This window comes from Pseudomonas fragi (assembly GCF_025426255.1).
Taxonomy (GTDB): Bacteria; Pseudomonadota; Gammaproteobacteria; order Pseudomonadales; family Pseudomonadaceae; genus Aquipseudomonas; species Aquipseudomonas kulmbachensis.
In genome coordinates this window covers 2,168,929-2,185,239 of the sequence record NZ_CP104861.1, presented here as the reverse complement: position 1 = coordinate 2,185,239, position 16,311 = coordinate 2,168,929, and the positions used below count along the sequence as shown (strand labels likewise).

The 16,311-nt window shown below is 54.0% G+C and carries 13 protein-coding genes; 5 read left to right on the top strand and 8 right to left on the bottom strand.

Going from position 1 to position 16,311, the window contains the following annotated elements:
• Positions 1-295: 295 nt before the first annotated feature.
• From N7D90_RS09980 to N7D90_RS09960, 5 genes are all read right to left on the bottom strand, one after another.
• Positions 296-1,597: an MFS transporter gene (locus N7D90_RS09980; RefSeq protein ID WP_261741999.1), complete on the bottom strand. Its 1,302-nt coding sequence runs from the start codon at positions 1,595-1,597 to the stop codon at positions 296-298.
• Between the two features lie 47 nt (positions 1,598-1,644).
• Positions 1,645-2,802 carry a tricarballylate utilization 4Fe-4S protein TcuB gene (gene tcuB, locus N7D90_RS09975; protein ID WP_261741998.1) on the bottom strand — a complete coding sequence of 386 codons (1,158 nt, stop codon included), beginning with the start codon at positions 2,800-2,802 and terminating at the stop codon, positions 1,645-1,647.
• Positions 2,789-4,243, bottom strand: a complete 1,455-nt coding sequence (gene tcuA / locus N7D90_RS09970) for an FAD-dependent tricarballylate dehydrogenase TcuA (protein ID WP_261741997.1) — start codon at positions 4,241-4,243, stop codon at positions 2,789-2,791. Before tcuA ends, tcuB begins: the two co-directional genes overlap by 14 nt.
• Before the next feature lie 167 nt (positions 4,244-4,410).
• Entirely contained in the window at positions 4,411-5,349 is a 939-nt protein-coding gene (locus N7D90_RS09965) for a LysR substrate-binding domain-containing protein (RefSeq protein WP_261742414.1), read from the bottom strand.
• Between the two features lie 1,638 nt (positions 5,350-6,987).
• Complete coding sequence (locus N7D90_RS09960; RefSeq protein ID WP_261741996.1) at positions 6,988-7,947, bottom strand: GlxA family transcriptional regulator; 960 nt, start codon at positions 7,945-7,947, stop codon at positions 6,988-6,990.
• A gap of 96 nt (positions 7,948-8,043) precedes the next feature.
• Between N7D90_RS09960 and N7D90_RS09955 the strand changes: the two genes are divergently transcribed.
• Complete coding sequence (locus N7D90_RS09955) at positions 8,044-8,499, top strand: tautomerase family protein (RefSeq protein ID WP_261741995.1); 456 nt, start codon at positions 8,044-8,046, stop codon at positions 8,497-8,499.
• Positions 8,500-9,125: 626 nt separating this feature from the next.
• On the opposite strand, the gene N7D90_RS09950 is transcribed toward N7D90_RS09955, so the two are convergent.
• Positions 9,126-9,998 carry a LysR family transcriptional regulator gene (locus N7D90_RS09950; RefSeq protein ID WP_261741994.1) on the bottom strand — a complete coding sequence of 291 codons (873 nt, stop codon included), beginning with the start codon at positions 9,996-9,998 and terminating at the stop codon, positions 9,126-9,128.
• A 113-nt stretch (positions 9,999-10,111) separates the two neighbouring features.
• On the opposite strand from N7D90_RS09950, the gene N7D90_RS09945 reads away from it, so the two are divergent.
• Positions 10,112-11,509, top strand: coding sequence for an MFS transporter (locus N7D90_RS09945; RefSeq protein WP_261741993.1), 1,398 nt, complete (start codon positions 10,112-10,114; stop codon positions 11,507-11,509).
• Between the two features lie 305 nt (positions 11,510-11,814).
• Positions 11,815-12,312, top strand: coding sequence for a hypothetical protein (locus N7D90_RS09940; RefSeq protein ID WP_261741992.1), 498 nt, complete (start codon positions 11,815-11,817; stop codon positions 12,310-12,312).
• A gap of 132 nt (positions 12,313-12,444) precedes the next feature.
• Here N7D90_RS09940 and N7D90_RS09935 read toward each other — a convergent pair whose 3' ends face one another.
• Positions 12,445-13,005, bottom strand: a complete 561-nt coding sequence (locus N7D90_RS09935; RefSeq protein WP_261741991.1) for a hypothetical protein — start codon at positions 13,003-13,005, stop codon at positions 12,445-12,447.
• A gap of 456 nt (positions 13,006-13,461) precedes the next feature.
• On the opposite strand from N7D90_RS09935, the gene N7D90_RS09930 reads away from it, so the two are divergent.
• Complete coding sequence (locus N7D90_RS09930) at positions 13,462-14,037, top strand: NADPH-dependent FMN reductase (RefSeq protein WP_261741990.1); 576 nt, start codon at positions 13,462-13,464, stop codon at positions 14,035-14,037.
• On the opposite strand, the gene N7D90_RS09925 is transcribed toward N7D90_RS09930, so the two are convergent.
• Positions 14,025-15,137, bottom strand: a complete 1,113-nt coding sequence (locus N7D90_RS09925) for an alpha/beta hydrolase family protein (RefSeq protein WP_261741989.1) — start codon at positions 15,135-15,137, stop codon at positions 14,025-14,027. The genes N7D90_RS09930 and N7D90_RS09925 overlap by 13 nt on opposite strands.
• 292 nt (positions 15,138-15,429) lie before the next feature.
• Here N7D90_RS09925 and N7D90_RS09920 point away from each other — a divergent pair, with 292 nt between their 5' ends.
• Positions 15,430-16,020 (top strand): TetR/AcrR family transcriptional regulator, encoded by a 591-nt coding sequence (locus tag N7D90_RS09920; protein ID WP_261741988.1) that lies wholly within the window; start codon positions 15,430-15,432, stop codon positions 16,018-16,020.
• Positions 16,021-16,311: the final 291 nt, after the last annotated feature.

The window sequence follows — 16,311 nt, the reverse complement described above, 5'->3', positions numbered from 1 at the left end:
CACAGCTCATAAAAATCGCTACTTACTCGATGCCCAGTGGTCCAAATAGTTGTGCAAGTGATCGTCAAATCGCAGGCAATAAAAAAGCCCGTAGACCTTGATCTACGGGGCTTTTGAATGTGGAGGCCGGGGCCGGAATCGAACCGATGTGGGCGAATTTGCAACCCGGTAGGTAAATTCAAGAAAGCCTTGGGCTGTAGCGATATTCCTTTCCGAAACTCTGGCTGATTGGGTGCTGCGGCCGCTACTCACGCACCGTCGCTACCGAGTAGTAGCGACGGCTATCGAGCGGGAACTAGACGAGTTTGACCGCTAATGTTTTTTGCTTGCGATAGAGAACCGTTGTCGCCGTAAACCCGCACATCGCCGCGAACATAAGCCAGTAAGCTGGCGATGCTTTATCCCCTGTGGCCTGGACAAGCAGGGTCGATATTGCCGGGGTGAAACCGCCAAACACAGCAGTTGCCAGACTGAACGCCAGCGAGAAGCCAACCACACGTACGTTCTGAGGCATTACCTCAGTTAATGCTGCGACCATAGCGCCATTGTAAATACCGAAAAAGAACGAGAAGTACAGCAGGACGGCAAGTAATCGCTCGAAGCTAGCCGCCTCTGCCAGCCAGTGCATAGCGGGATAGGAGGTAAAGATGCACAACAAGGAGATCGCGAGAAGCAGCGGGCGACGGCCTATGCGATCGGAAAGCGCGCCACCTATTGGTAACCAGAAAAAGTTACTGACGCCAACCAGCAACGTGACCACCAGGCTATCGGTGGTGCTCAGGTTCAGTACAGTTCTACCAAACGTGGGGGTATAGACCGTAATCAAGTAGAACGTGGTGGTGGTCATGGAGGCTAGCAATCCGCCCGCGAGTACGGTGCGCCAGTTGTCACGCATCGAGCGAAAAACTTCACGAGTCGTTGGACGGTGCAGGCGTGCGGTGAATGCCGCAGTTTCTTCAAGTGAGCGCCGGATAATGAAAATGAACGGGATAATGACGCAGCCAATGAAAAAAGGAATGCGCCAGCCCCAGTCGGCGATTTCAGCGGCCTGCATCGTAGCGTTGATGGTGTATCCCAGCGCGGCCGCGACGACGATTGCAACCTGCTGACTTGCCGATTGCCAACTGGTGTAGAAACCGGTGTGGCCGGGTGTCGCAATTTCCGCAAGATAAACGGAAACACCGCCCATCTCTGCCCCGGCGGAGAAGCCTTGCAGCAGCCTGCCCAGCAATACCAGAATCGGTGCCGCTACACCGATGCTGGCGTAGCCAGGCACCAGGGCGATCAACACCGTACCAGCGGCCATAATTGACAGCGTCACGATCAGCCCCTTACGACGGCCAACCTTGTCGATGTACGCACCCAGTACGATTGCTCCCAACGGACGCATCAGGAATCCAGAGCCGAACACAGCAAAGGTCATCATTAGCGAAGCAAATTCGCTGGTGGCTGGAAAGAAGGTCTGGGAGATGTAAGTTGCGTAGAACCCGAAGAGAAAGAAATCGAACTGTTCCAGGAAGTTACCGCTGGTGACCCGAAAAATGGCCCCTAGCTTGGACCCCTTGGCGCGGGTTGTGGCCGTAGTAGTTTTCATCATGGCTGCCGTTATGCTCACTATTGTTTTTGGAATGAGTGTTTAAGCCGTTAGTCGTTGCCGGCAACGACCGGGTTGGGTTGGCGTTTCTCGATGGCGTGTTTGAGCAGCGCTGCGCTGCGGAAGATTCCATGGGCGAACTTGCTGTAGGGCATGGTCAGGAAAAACGCCATGACCAGACCGAGATGAATAGCCAGCATCAAGCCCAAGGCGCTGGTTTCTCGAAGCGCCAAAAGCGCCAGGCCGCTTGCGCTAACCAAAAACAGCAACGCGATGAAACCGCGATCCATAGGTTTCTGATTCTCGTCACCGTGCGCGGGGTTGCGGCGCAGGTTCAGCCAGAGCAGACCTGCCGGGCCGATCAGCAAACCGATACCACCGACAATGCCCAACATCACCGGCAAGCTGAAGATCGGATAAGGGGCCGACCAATTCAGCAAATAGTGAAAAAGCGTGGCCACACCCGTGGCGGCGAAGCACAGCATGAAACCGTAGAAGGTGAGATGGTGGAAGCGACGACGCCAGAGGGTGAATTGATCGTCGGCGTTGTTGCAGCCCTTACCGTGGCCACCGTCCAGATATTTGAGTTTCGCGACGTTGGCCGTAGCTTCCAGTGCCGCGGACGCTCTTACTGGCAGAGACGCTGCCACTGGTGAGACGTTGCGCCAGAAGCGTCGCACTCCAATGGTTAGCGCGAGTACCGAAAAGCCGAACACTGCGCCGAACATCAACGCCAGGGTGTTGTGCGGGAAAATTTTGTAGAAGTTACCTCCCGGAATCGTGACGAAGAGGTTTCCCATGATCAACAGGGTGAGACATAGAAACAATGCCAGCCCTGCTCCCGAAGCCAGCGCCAGAGTCATACCGTTTCGCTGATACAACTTGCCCATCACCCGTGGCCATGCGTATTCGGCGTAAGTATCAAGGCGCACCTTGGCCATTGCCTTCGGTACATTGACCTCGAATTCATGGGGGGCGGAGTACTGACAGGCGTGCAAGCACGCACCGCAGTTGTGGCAAAGGTTCGCCAGGTAATGGATGTCCGCCTGATTGAACTCCAGGCGCCGGGTCATTGCCGGAAATACCGCACAGAAACCTTCGCAATAACGACAGGCATTGCAGATGGTCATCTGCCTCTCGACTTCACTTTCGTCAAGATTGAGCACCGGGATCAAGTCGCCCGAAGCTTTGGGATCAAACAGTTGCATGTGAGGACTCCGTATTCACTGATGAAGCGTCAAAGCCCACAGCGGCGGCCGCTTGTGCACCGGCTATACGGCCGAACGCTGTACCGATGGCCATGCCGATACCTGCGGTGTAGCCCTTGCCCAGAACATTGCCGGCCATCATTTCTCCGGCTACGAACAGGTTGGGGCTCGCCTGTCCGTTGAAGTGCACGGCGGCGGTTTCGTCGGTGGCGAGGCCGAGGTAGGTGAACGTGACACCGGGTTTCAGCGGGTAGGCGTAGAAAGGCGGTTTCACCAATGGCCGCGCCCAATGAGTTTTGGCCGGGGTCAATCCGTGGGTGTGACAGTCGTCCAGTACCGTGTGATCGAACGTACCGACGCGGCAGGCGTTGTTGTAACCCTCTACGGTCCTTACGAATTGATCTTCGGGTAGCTTCAATAGACGGGCGAGTTCTTGCAGGGTATTCGCGGTAGTCCCTGGAAAGACGGGAGGCATGAAGCGCCCGATGGCTTGTTGATCGATGATCGAGTAGGCCTGCTGCCCTGGTTGTCCGGCGACCAGGCGCCCCCAGATTGCATAGCGTTTCGGCCAGAAATCCTCACCTTCGTCGTAGAAACGTTCGCCGTCACGATTGACCACTACGCCCAGTGATACGCAGTCGATTCGCGTACAGATACCGCCGTCGTAGAGTGGCGCGCGGGCATCGATTGCGACCATGTGTGCTTGCGTCGGATCGCCGATCACGTCAGCGCCAAGATCAAGCATGCGCCGCAGCAAAATACCGGTGTTGAATCGGGTGCCGCGAATCAGGAAGTTGTCAGCTGGCCATTCACCGCGCTCGTTCTGGCCCCAGGCTTCGCGTAACCACTCACGATTGGATTCGAAACCACCAGCGGCCAACACGCAGGCCCGGGCTTCAATACGCTCTGCGGCTACGCGCTGACCGTCGACTTGATGCTCGCCAATGTGGGCCGCGACGAACTTTCCATCGTCCAATTCAATGTCGGTGACCTGGGTGTTGTAGCGGATTTTCACACCCAACCGTTCGGCGCTGCGGAAGTACGCATTCACCAGCGCCTTGCCGCCACCCATGAAGAAAGCATTGGTACGGGCCACGTGCAGCGCACCTGACAGAGGTGGCTGAAAATGCACCCCATGTGAGCGCATCCAGTCGCGGCAAGAAGAGGATGCCCGAATGGCAATGCGTGCAAGCTTCTCATCAGTCAGACCGCCGGTAACCTTCAACAGGTCTTGCCAGTATTCCTCTTCAGGATAGGCGTCGATCAATACATCCTGCGGCTGGTCGTGCATGCACCGCAGGTTACGCGTGTGCTGGGAGTTTCCACCGCGCCAGATTTTCGGAGAGGCTTCCAGCAGCATCACGCTGGCGCCAGCTTCTCTCGCCATCAGAGCGGCGCATAAGGCTGCGTTGCCGCCCCCTATAATTAAGACATCGATCATCATCGCTCCTCGATCTGCAAGGAGGCTGGAACGAACTGCTCCTTGCGTGTGGGGGAACGATAGAGAGGGGGCCCGATAGTCGAAAGGCTGCTTTTGACACGGGGTGTTTAGTTTCCCTAAACACTTTGAGTCCTTCCGAAGCACATACGGCCGTGATTGAGCGCACGCTATTGCACGTCTAACTCTTCAATCCAGGTTGCGCCTGGCCACTGTTTGTCGATAACCAGTTGGCGTGCGACATCGACGATAACCAGCCGGGTTGCCAATGCCGCTGGAGACAGTTCGTCATCAGCCAACGTCGCCAGCAGATTGCGCCGGCCCACATGTGGATCGGTAATTTTAACCAGTGAAAGTCCTGACTCGTCCTTCAATGCAGCTGCTGCCCCCGGTTGTATCGTTGCAGCATGACCGGCGCGCACGGCGTTCATCAGTACCGCTAGACCATCCACTTCCATGATGACATTGGGGGTTAATCCGACCCGCTCGAATGCGCTCATCAATGCCGAACGTAAACCATGCTGGGCACTGGGCATCACTAGCGGCAAGCCGCCTAGGTCGGCTAGCTGCACACTGTCACCACGAGGCGCTTGCGGTAGTTTTGGCGAGGAGATAACAAACAGCTTTTCATCCAGCAAGGGAGTTACGCTCCAACGTTTACCTCCTTCGAGCTGGAACAGAATTGCCAGGTCAATCTGCCTGGCGTTTAGCTGGCCTGCCAAGTGTCCGGAGAGCATTTCCACCAAATGGAGTTGGATATCCGGATAACGGCTACGCATGGCGTTGATCAATGGCAGAGCGAGCACCGTCGCGGTAGTAGGTGGCAGGCCGACACTGACATAGCCACTCATGCGCCCGCGATGGGCTGCCATGATGGCGTTCTCTGCTTGGCGCAGGGTCAGCTGGGCATGGTGTAAAAATGCAAATCCAGCGCTGGTAGGCGTTACGCCCGTAGTGGTGCGATTCAAGAGGCGGGTGCACAACTCGCTTTCGAGCTTGGAAATCTGCTGACTGAGGGCCGACACGCCCACGTCCAACTCGAGTGCCGCCCGCCCTAGACTGCCATGCTCAATGATTTTTACGAAATAACGTAGTTGTCTTAATTCCAATGCTGTCGCTTCCCGCAAAAAGGCTAATCGAAATTTGAATGTTGTCACGCAAATACGCAACGACAAACCTGATAACAGCTGTTCCTTCCTGCTCAAGTTCAGGCGAAAGCCTTGGGCAGCGACGTGAATATCGGCGGGTGGCGTGATGCCGCACATTAGGCAGCTGGCCCAGTGCCTAATGGCCTCTTCCAGGTGCGTCCCTCTCCTCGACGTGACGGTGCCTCACTCAATTCCAGTCATTTCTCATAGGCGGGGGATATTACAATGCCCGACTCTGCCCTATCGCCACCGTCAACTATGGGCCGAAGTGGACAATCCTGAAAGGCTACTTCTGGCCGAACTCCAAACTCAGATGAGGCTCCCCTCTCAGTTGTGACCCGTCCCCAGCAGGCGGGTTTTATTGTGCCTGCCAGGCTTTCCTCATTATCAGATGAAACACGACGGCCGCCCTTCCCTACGACCCAACACCGGCCCTGATAGCTGGGTGTTGACACCGTTTGGGGGCGACTCATTTAGTGGGTACCTAGTGGGTACCTGAAGTCTCTCAGATGTAGACCTGAAGCGCGATCAGTCCTTGATCGCCGTCGCCGGTGATTCCGATAATTCAATGAGCATTCGCTGGGTCAAGTTGGTCTCTACGGGGCCCACAGGCACTGTAAGACAGCAATACCAAACAGATAAAAATCGAAATATTTTTTAAAAAATTCATCTATATTCCCTACAACAAAAGGCAATTAAAAAACAAAAAAAAACGCTACAAACACCTCTTATATCAAAATAACCAATACGGAAAATCCACAATCTCGATTCGATATCAAACCTGGCCCAGGATAACTTGCGAACTTACCATCCCAGGGCTAAGTTAAGCCCTGTTGGTAATCACCAACAAATACTCAGGATGAGGCTATTGTGATGAGCGACTGCACTTGCAAGGAACATAACAAATTAGCATCCAGCGAACATATCCCTGATTACACGACTGTCGGGTTCGGCGTTACGGCTGATTCCCCCCCGACATTTGAGGGTGTGCTAGCGCTGAGGATGTCAGTCTGTGTTGGGGCTAGCTATAATCAGGCAACCAACAAAATCTGCTTTACCCTCCCGGTTTTCGGTGACTATTGTGTAAATTCACCGATTTCAATCCCGATCAGTGGCCAGTTAAAAGTTTGCGCAGAAACATGCGGTACATTTATGCCTACCGGCCTGAAAGCAACGATATACCTAAACGGTAGTGTACTCCTCACTGTGATGCTCTTTGGTCTATGCTAAGCACTACGGCATAACCAGCGGATTCCGAAGAGACACTACAACCTGTATCTCTTCGGATTATTACCAGCCGCTTATTCATAGACACAAACAACATCTCCACTGTCAGCCCCTTAAAACAAATTTATTACATCGACATATCACTATCAAAATCTCTTTAAACAAACCAGTATCAAGAACAACTATCACGCGAACTCGAAAGCGCATGTCACTGCCCAGCGAAGTGATACTCAGGGTCAGATTTCTTTCAGAGGTCAACTCACACACATCGACGATGTTTGACGCGCCCATCAGCACTGGGAGCTGGTAGCCCCACTCCTCACCTGGCAAGTGCCACAGGCGCACTGCTTATTGGGCGACTGCTTTGTCGACTTAACGCAATTGCCGAGGTGTGGCATTAAGCATTTTCTTCATCAATCGCCGCAAAGATGTGGCATCCCGGTATCCGACGCGCTCGGCAATAGTATCGACCGAGTATTTACTGTTTGCCAGCAACTCACGGGCCTTATTGGCCTGGACACGCTGGATCAGCCGTAGCGGGCTATGGCCGGTAGCCTTGTGTATGTGTCGAGATAACGTTCGCTCTGACAAGCCAAAGTCGAATGCAAGTGTACTGACGCTAATGGTCGTGGGTAGCGAGGCTTCGATATGAGCCGTCAGCTTTGCGATCAGTTCATTTCCCTGAGCCATCATTGCCGGGACCATGAAGGGCGATTGCAACTGTCGGGCGTCTATCAGTAGCGTTCGTGCAACGGCATCTGCCAGCGCCGGGGAAAAATAACTGCGCAGAAGTTGCAGCATCAAATCGCTGTGACCTAACGCTGCGCCTGCGGTAAGCAACGGGGGATCAGAGATGACCATGCGATCAGCATCTACCTGGCACTCCGACGCCCACTGCTGAAGCAAGGGTGCCATCCACCAGCAAGTGGTAACGCAGCGCCCAGCGAGCACATTCGCAGCCTGCAACACGAATACTGCAGAACATGAGGCAGCTACGGTACCCCCAGCCCTTATATGAGCCTGTAATGCCGGTACCAGCGATGTAATGTCCGGCTGTTGCAACCGCTGCTCAATCAAGGCTACGTCCGCTATGCCGATGCCCGGAATGATCCAGCATGAGCGGTCATCAGCGTCGGTAACCAAAGGCTGAAGAAAAATGTGCATGCCTTGGCCGAGCGGAACGCGATCCGTACTCAGTCCACAGACTTGCCAACGTGGGGCGGCAATGCCCAATCGCTTGGCGAGGATCGCTGCCGTCGAAAGGATATCCAGGGTCAGTGCGACACTGGAGGCAAAGGCGCCTTCAACTACCACAATTTTAAAATCATTCATTGGCTGATTATGCACGAAAGATGTCAATTCGGTCGCTGGCTGCGGCGCTTCAGTGCTGGCTCAATAACGACTCCATTTCATTGAGCGTTAATCTGTATGCCCAATATTCTAATCAAAGTGCCTCAAGGTTCATTTACTTACGAACAACAGGCACTGCTTAGCGAAGCGATTACGAAAGAAGCAGTCGAGGTCGAGCAAATGGGCAGCGATCCACGTCAACGGAGCTTGTGCTGGACGCTAATTGAAGAAGTGCCTAGCGGTTCCTGGAAATGTGGTGGGGTGGATGTCAGCGCTCAAGCCATTCCTTGCATCATCCAGGTCAAAATCCCCAGTGGAGTACTTAGCAAGGCCATGCGAGACGACTACGTCCAGCGCCTGCATCAAGCGGTAAGCCGGTCTAAAGAAACTAACGACCACAGAGTCATCATGACGTCGATCATCCTTGAAGAGATCAACGATGGGTTTTGGGGAGCCAACGGGGCAATCTGGTCTTTGACCGATTTCGCTCAGGCGGCCGGGTACCGACATCTGCAGGGACTGAGGGGGGAGTAATACAGCAAAGATCCATTGATCTGGTACGACATGCAGAGCGCCAGCACGAGTTGCCGCATCGGGGTCGATAGCTGCCAGTCACAAAGGACAGCTCTCGACCCACAGGTTCTTGTTATTTCAGCCAGGAAGCAGGTCAAAATTGGCAGCAAATCCACTTTTAACCAGTCCAATGATCCTATGCAACTGTATCCAGTCTTGCTGAACCTGAAGGCAGCAGCGTCAGCCAAGTTTGCGCGAGCTTGTCGGCCTCGATTCGATGAAGCTGTATGCCCGTAGGCGTGTGAGTTAATCGCTCCGGCGTCCTACCGATAAATACTTCCTCTTTATTTCAGAAAAATGGTGCGCCTGGAGGCCCATCACCTCATGTGCGTAATTGCATGGACTTGACCAGCCATTTGCATTCGACTTGACCAGTTGTTTGCATGGGATCTGACCAGCCCACGGGGTGGGCCTTGGCCGGAAGAAATCGCCCCGTAGCCGCCGACCAGCACGCAGCTCTGACTGACGGCTTTCCGCGCGGGAACAGACATTTAGTGATATGAACTGGATCGCCTCGACATGGGCTATCGGCGATAGACAGCCAGTCGATTCTGTCGAGCGCAAGCGGTAACCCAGACATCCGCGTTCTAGCTGCTTATCGTGAAGGCGGAATTTTCCGTCACAATTTTCAGCAGAAAATCCATGACTGCCCGTACTTGCGGCGAACGGCGGAGGTCCCGATGAACAGCCATCCAGATCTCTCGCGAAAACTGTTCGCCATCGTATGCGACGCGTTGCAGCTTAGCATCGGTATCTGCCAGGAAGCACGGTAGGCCAGACACGCCGGCGCCTGCTTGAGTTGCTGCCAGATGACCATTGATATCGCTGATTTCGCAAGCAATGGGTCTACCCCTTGCAATGCTCATCAACCACTTCTGCTGTGGCATGTCCGCGAATCCGGCATCGTAGGCAATGAACTCCCAGGCAGATGGATTGTGCAGGTGCGGATAGTCTCTGCTCGCGTAAAGGTCGAACGACATACGCCCCAGCTTGCGTACCACGCTGGTGACTTCCTCGGGCCGAACAAGCCTTAAGGCGATATCTGCCTCCCTTCGACTAAGAGAAACCTGCCGCGCCTGGGCAGAAACAGACAGTTTTACGCCGGGGTGTGCAAGTCGGAAGTCCGCCAGATGCTTCACCAAAAAATTGGCCACTAGCACAGGCGGTGCGCTCAGCGTGACCTTGCCGCTCAGCGGTGAACGGCTGGCATCCAGGTATCGCTCAATCGCGTAAGCGTCTTCTTCCATTCCTTGCGCCAATTCAAACACCCGTTGACCAACGGGGGTGAGCTTGCACGCCCTGGGGAGACGTTCAACCAAGCGGGTCTTCATCTGGTCCTCCAGTGCACTCAAGCGTCGGCTCACCGTCGCGTGATCAACCTTCAGCATGCGAGCAGCCCCCGACAACGTACCGATGCGGGCGACAGCCAGGAAATGACGAATATTTTCCCAATCGAACATCTGTGCATTTTCTCAAGGATGGCTTGCAGTTATATGGAATATTCGCACAAAGCCAACATGCCTAATATCGGAACGTCTTCAACCGATAAGGTTTATTCCATATGAGCATGTCCATGAGCCGCAATCAGTGCGGCACCCTCGCTGCCGCAGGATTGGGCTTTGTTGTCGTTTTACTTGATGTCAGCGTCGTCAACGTCGCGCTTGATGCTTTGCGAAGCCGCTTCGATACTGGCGTGGCGGGCCTGCAATGGGTTGTCAATGCGTATACGCTCGCGTTCGCGTCGCTCCTCCTCACAACGGGAGCTTTAGGCGACCGCTTCGGCGCAAAACGAATCTTCACTGTAGGATTCGCAGTCTTCACGCTGGCATCAATCGGGTGTGGAATCGCCAACTCGCTGCCGTTTCTCGTGGCCGCACGCGTCGCACAGGGTATTGGCGCCGCATTGCTGGTGCCCAATTCGCTGGCGATGCTGCGCCAGGCGTTCCCGAATACTGAGCAGAGAAACCGTGCTGTGGGCTGGTGGGGCGCGGCGGGAGGAATTGCGCTTGCCGCAGGGCCAGTCTTGGGCGGCCTGCTGGTAACGCATGTAGGTTGGCGCAGCATTTTCCTGATTAACCTACCGATCGGCGTCGTGGGCGTAGCTCTCACTTTTCGTCATGCGGTTGCCGTCGTATCGACTCATGGTCGCAGTATTGATCTTCCAGGCCAACTGGTGGCTATTCTGGCGTTGATAGCTTTGACTGTGAGCCTCACCGAAGCAGCCCGGTTAGGATGGCATCACCCTCTGGTTTATGGTGCGATGCTGCTTTGCGTTGTTGCCACCCTGGCCTTTCTCTGGTTGGAGTCACGGAGCACAGAGCCAATGCTCCCACTGGCACTTTTTCGAACGGCTACGTTCTCTGCAGCGTCAGCCGCCGGCGTCGTCGTGAATTTTGCCTACTATGGTTTGATCTTTGTTTTTAGTCTCTTCTTTCAGATAGAGCAGCAGTTGTCGGCTCAATGGACCGGCCTCGCTTTTTTGCCCATGACAGTTGTTCTAATGGGAGTGAACATCCTGGCAGGCCGGCTGCTCAACCGTGTCGGCCCAAAGAAACTCATGATTGTTGGCATGTTAATCGCCGCGTCAGGCTATCTGCTTCTGCTGCCGGTCAGCATAGACGGTTCGTACTGGATGCTGGTCGTGCCAATGCTGATTGCCGCAAGTGGCATTGCCGTCATGGTACCAACCATGACAAACATCACACTGTCATCCGTGGATGCCTCACGCTCCGGTATCGCATCGGGAATACTGAACTCTGCGAGGCAGGTCGGCGGGATGTTAGGCGTGGCGGTATTCGGTTTTTTTGTGCGCGATACTCACCCTGAAGCATTCATGCAAGGAATGCATCTTTCCATCATGACCGCTGCGGCGCTCCTGCTGCTCGGTAGCGTTGTGTGCCTGTATGGAATACGAGTACCACGGCCCGGGCACATTGAGACCACTCCGAAGATTTTTGCCCCTGACAGATAAAGCTGGAGTCCTCAGGTGTGCGATTCCGTGTTAATAGCAATGACTTATGTTGGCCTGTAAGCGGACACGCTGAATTTTAGGTTGAACGGCTGCTGTTGGCCGAAAACGTCCGTCAGCGAATGACTCTTATCGGCCAAAAGCGGTCAGTTAGCGTTGATGGGGCGGCGTATTGACCTGTAGCTTAAGGAGATTCGTACGAGGAGGCTACACACGGCCTCTCAAGTCGCCCTCTCCGATTGCTGGAACCGGAGAAGCCGAACCTTTAGCTTAACCATTTGGCCCTATTCGATCGCAGGCAACCAAACATGACTGAACACTCGCTGCACTCTTCATACCGTGAAAAGCTAATCGAGCATTTGCTTATTGGTGAGTTATTGAAATTTTCATGGAAAGCCAAAGACTTCAGTCTTGAAATATCTAAACCCGAGGTCGACAGATCTGGCTACGATATCATTGCCGAAGCAAATGGCATAATTAGACACATTCAACTCAAAGCCACATTTATTGGGTCGAAGACGGCAACACATAAAATCCATATTTCGCTGGCAAAGAAACCGTCTGGCTGCGTAGTTTTAGTTTACTTCAATAATGAAACACTTGAACTTGGACCATATTATTATTTTGGCGCTTGCCCTGGCCAACCACTAGCCAGTCTAGAGAGTCTAAAAACCGCCAAACACACAAAAGGTAATGCCGCCGGTTTAAAATCAGAAAGGCCGAATATCCGCATATTGAACAAGGGCAGTTTCGTTGAATTGAAAACCATACATGAGTTATACAGCCAACTATTTGGAAACACCTAATAATGGTTAAAGCCGTTCGCTTCGCTCCTTAAGGAGGGAGAAGCAGCCCCCCTTAGCTTAACGCTCGTCATCGACTGCAATGGATCGATTTCTGCCCTTCGCGACAGGCAGAAATCGGCCAAAAGCAGCCTCTCAACGCGTCGCACATTGACCTCTGCGAAGAAAATCTTTAAGCGCCGCCTGATAGAGCGTCAATGGCTGATTGCCCGTATTGAAGAGTGTAAACGGAATCATCGTGAGATGTGAAAACGACGTGGAGTTTATCGAGTAGGTTTTCTGCCTGCAAAAGCGCTGGTCCTTATTCAATATAAAATCAAACTTGAAAAGGTTTGTCCGCGTACACCAACTGGGGATCAAACCCAGACTCAGACCCGTCAAGTAATCTTGTCCGCAAGCGCCGCCAGATGAGAACTCCGAGATCTTTATTTCTAATGCCGGCAGGCTCGGGGCGGCAAGGCTGGAGCTCTTATCCTGTGCATCGGGAATAACGTTGAGTGTCGCTGAGTATGCGTCCTTGCCGAAGCGACTGTCTTTCCATGGGGAGTTTATTGCGTAACTGAAGCTGGAGATGATTTCTTGTGTTTCGGGTTCAACGGGTTCGTTGATTGTCGGCTGGGACGAATAAGATGTGCAGCCGCAACAGAGTATCGCAATGCTGACAAACACAAACCCGTTGGCTTTTAAGCGACGCATACTCAGTTTTCCCTAACTATCAATTAGCCAACATACCTGTCACTTAACGCCGTATAGCATCTTATCTACACGCTGGACGGCTGAATCAGCATAACAGGGCAGACTGTACGCGCGACACTTCGGGAGAGAGAAAAGGCCGCCGCCATGCTTTCTTTACCCCAACCCAGTGCGAACCCGCGAACGTTGAAGGCAAACGCAGAACGACAACACCTGCCCAAGCTGTCCAGCAGCTCCTATTGGCCGATTTCTGCCTGTCGACGACCTCAGTAGTGGGTCGACTGCTGCCTGTTATGGCCACCCAGTCCGCTGGTCAAATCCAATGCAAAGGATTGGTCAAGTCGAATGCAATGGGTGGGTAAGTGCAATGCAAACGGGTGGTCAGGTTGAGCGTAATTCCCCATCATGCGCAATCGACTGAATACCTAACCTTTTGCAATGGAGCACGAAGCTCAGTTCGTGCGAAAATTCACCAACTTCCGAATCAATATGGGTGTTGAAATGGTGCGTTTGCTTGCGGTCTCGGGGAGTCTGCGCCAGGCCTCCTCCAACTCGATTTTGCTACGTGCGGCTGAGCGTCTATGCCCCGAAGGGGTATTGCTCATTCATTACGAAGGTATTGATAAATTGCCTCACTTCAATCCGGATCTGCTCGAGGATCCCCCCGAGGCAGTCGCAGAGTTATGCTCAATTGTCGGGCAGGCGGATGGGCTGTTAATTTCATGCCCCGAGTACGCCAGAGGCATTCCCGGCTCATTCAAGAACATGCTCGATTGGCTCGTGAGCAGTGAAGAGTTCCCAGGCAAGCCAGTAGCGCTTTTCAACGCATCGCCCAGAGCCAGTCACGCGCAAGCCGCATTGCGGCTGGTCCTGGAGACGATGTCAGCTCGTATCATCGAGGAGGCGTCTATTACTGTTAACCTCCTGTCTAGCCGCTTGAGCGCCGAAAGCATTACCGACGATCCGGTGCTGGGCCCAGTGATTGGTACTGCCCTCGGAGCCTTTAAACGCCGCCTCGAAAATCAACATCTTTGACGCTCCGGCACGGGTTCCAGCGGCAGGCTCGGCGGCGTAACACATCCGCCTGCTAGCGCGCCTCCAGTCACACCAGCTCTTGCATGCACCCACTCGGTTATCGTTTCAAGGGCGCCTGGGGCGTAGGCATGACGACTTTCCATCAGAAACCTCAGCGTAGTGAACCAGGGCCATTCGCTGGTGAGTTGTGTGTTGTAGGGAGCCGTCTTCAGGAGCCCATGAGTTGCATCCGGGATGACGTCAATCCGGTTGGCGGGATGGTTGCCTCCTACAGTCTTTCGGTAGATCTCTGCGTTGACCTCCGAATTTACATTCAGATCGTCCGCGCCCCACAACGCAAGCACTGGAACCTTGAGCTCTTGCAAATCATGGGTTGCATCCTGGTGAAGATTTCGCCGTACAAAAGCCCACCGCTCTGGACTCATACTGCCCAGCAGGGCAATTGGTGGCACCTGCGAAGAGGCAAACAAACGCTCGTCGGCTGCCGCCATCTGCGCCATCACACGTTCGACATCAGGCTCTGACATCCCTGTGCGTTGCAACCGCGTCCTGGTGTAATAGTCTCCTTGTCGCTGCCAGGACACGGCGCCTCCAACAAGCACAATAAAGTCCGCTTCAGTTGGTGCAAGGCGAGGTAATACCCAACCGGCTTGCGAAAATCCAAGCACACCTACCGGGATGCCTTGCAACTTGCTTCGCAGGGTAGAGACCGCACTGCGCGCGTTCACATAGCGGTCAGTCATAGACTGACTGAGCCAATTTCCTTGTGACCCCCCAATACCCGGCTTATCCCACGAAACAACCGCAATGCCAGCATCCAAAAGAGCGTTGATGAGTGGGTCGTAACCTTGTTGCGACGTGCGATCTTGTGGGCCATCCCCGTGCACCAGAACGACTGCCGCTATTGCAGCTTGATCGGGAAGCCAAAGCGTACCCGCCAGGAGTAATCCATTGGCTTCGAATGAAAAAGGCTCGCTTACTCTGCGATCCAGACCATAAGTATCAAGCCGCGAGAGAACAAAAAAAGCGATAGCCATGACGAGACAAACAATGGAAATCAACCATCCGCGATAGCGCTTCATCCAGATTACTTTATGCATAGTCACTACCTTTCAGGTTTCATGAGCTGCAGCCAATCGAGCCAAATTGTCAGTACCGGATCAAGCCGGGCTTATGGTTTGTTACGCCGCGCCAGGGCTGCGTATTGCCATGGGCAACCATGCGTTGGGCGGCCGCAATAGATGGAGCCTTTGCCAAATATGGGATGTCGCCTGTCGGCTCACAGAAAGATCCTTTTGCTGCATTGCTTGACTCTGCGTGGGAGCTGCCAAATAATAGACTAAGTAGTCTATCTAGTAAATAAAGATACAGCCCTGCACCTGCGGAGATGACATGAGAAAAGTTGATCCTGATAAATACCAGGCCAAGCTGCACCAGATCCTCGAGGCAGCTGTAGTGTGCTTCGCCGAGAAAGGCTTTCGCGGCACTTCGACCAACCAGATCTGTTCAGCTGCGGGTATGAGCCCTGGCAACCTGTTTCACTACTTCCCCAGTAAGCAGGCAATCATTGAGGCCATAGCGGAGGAAGATCGACGCGAAATGAGCGAGCGCTTCGCCCAACTTGCCGCAGAACCCGATGTAATTGTGGCGATAGAGCGCTTGGTCAACAGTCTCTTGCTGCAGTGCGCCGATCCGGTCTACGCCAAGATCGGCGTTGAGGTGGTCGCCGAATCCATGCGCAACCCTGAAATAGCAACGCTGTTCGCTGCCAGCGAAGCAGCAATCAAAAACGATCTGGTCGCGCTTCTGCAACGGGGCATCGTCCAGGGTCAGATCGATGCCACCCTAGAGCCGAAGTTTGCCGCCACTTGGCTAATAGCCCTCATTGATGGTGCAGTCACCCGCTCTGTGCTAGATCCGGACTTCGAGTTCAGTACCTATACGCCAACGCTGATGCGCATGATCAAACGATTTCTTGAATAGGCCATTTCTCTAGGTTCACTGCCTGCTTGACGCCCCTTCTCCAGTAAACGCTGGAGCGGCACGGGTGCGCACGTCAAGCCCTACTCTCCGTCATTGCGACGTGCTTTTTCGGACTACCTCAATGAAAACTCCGATGAACCCGAACCTCGCCCTTGCTAGTGCGTCACGCTCTCACCGCTTGTGGCTTTGGGCGGGTGCCAGCCTGCTGCTGGTCAGCTTGGGAGCATGGCTCCTCTGGCCTTCCTACGAACCAGCGGCATCGGTAATACCTCCACTGCGCGTCAGCACAGT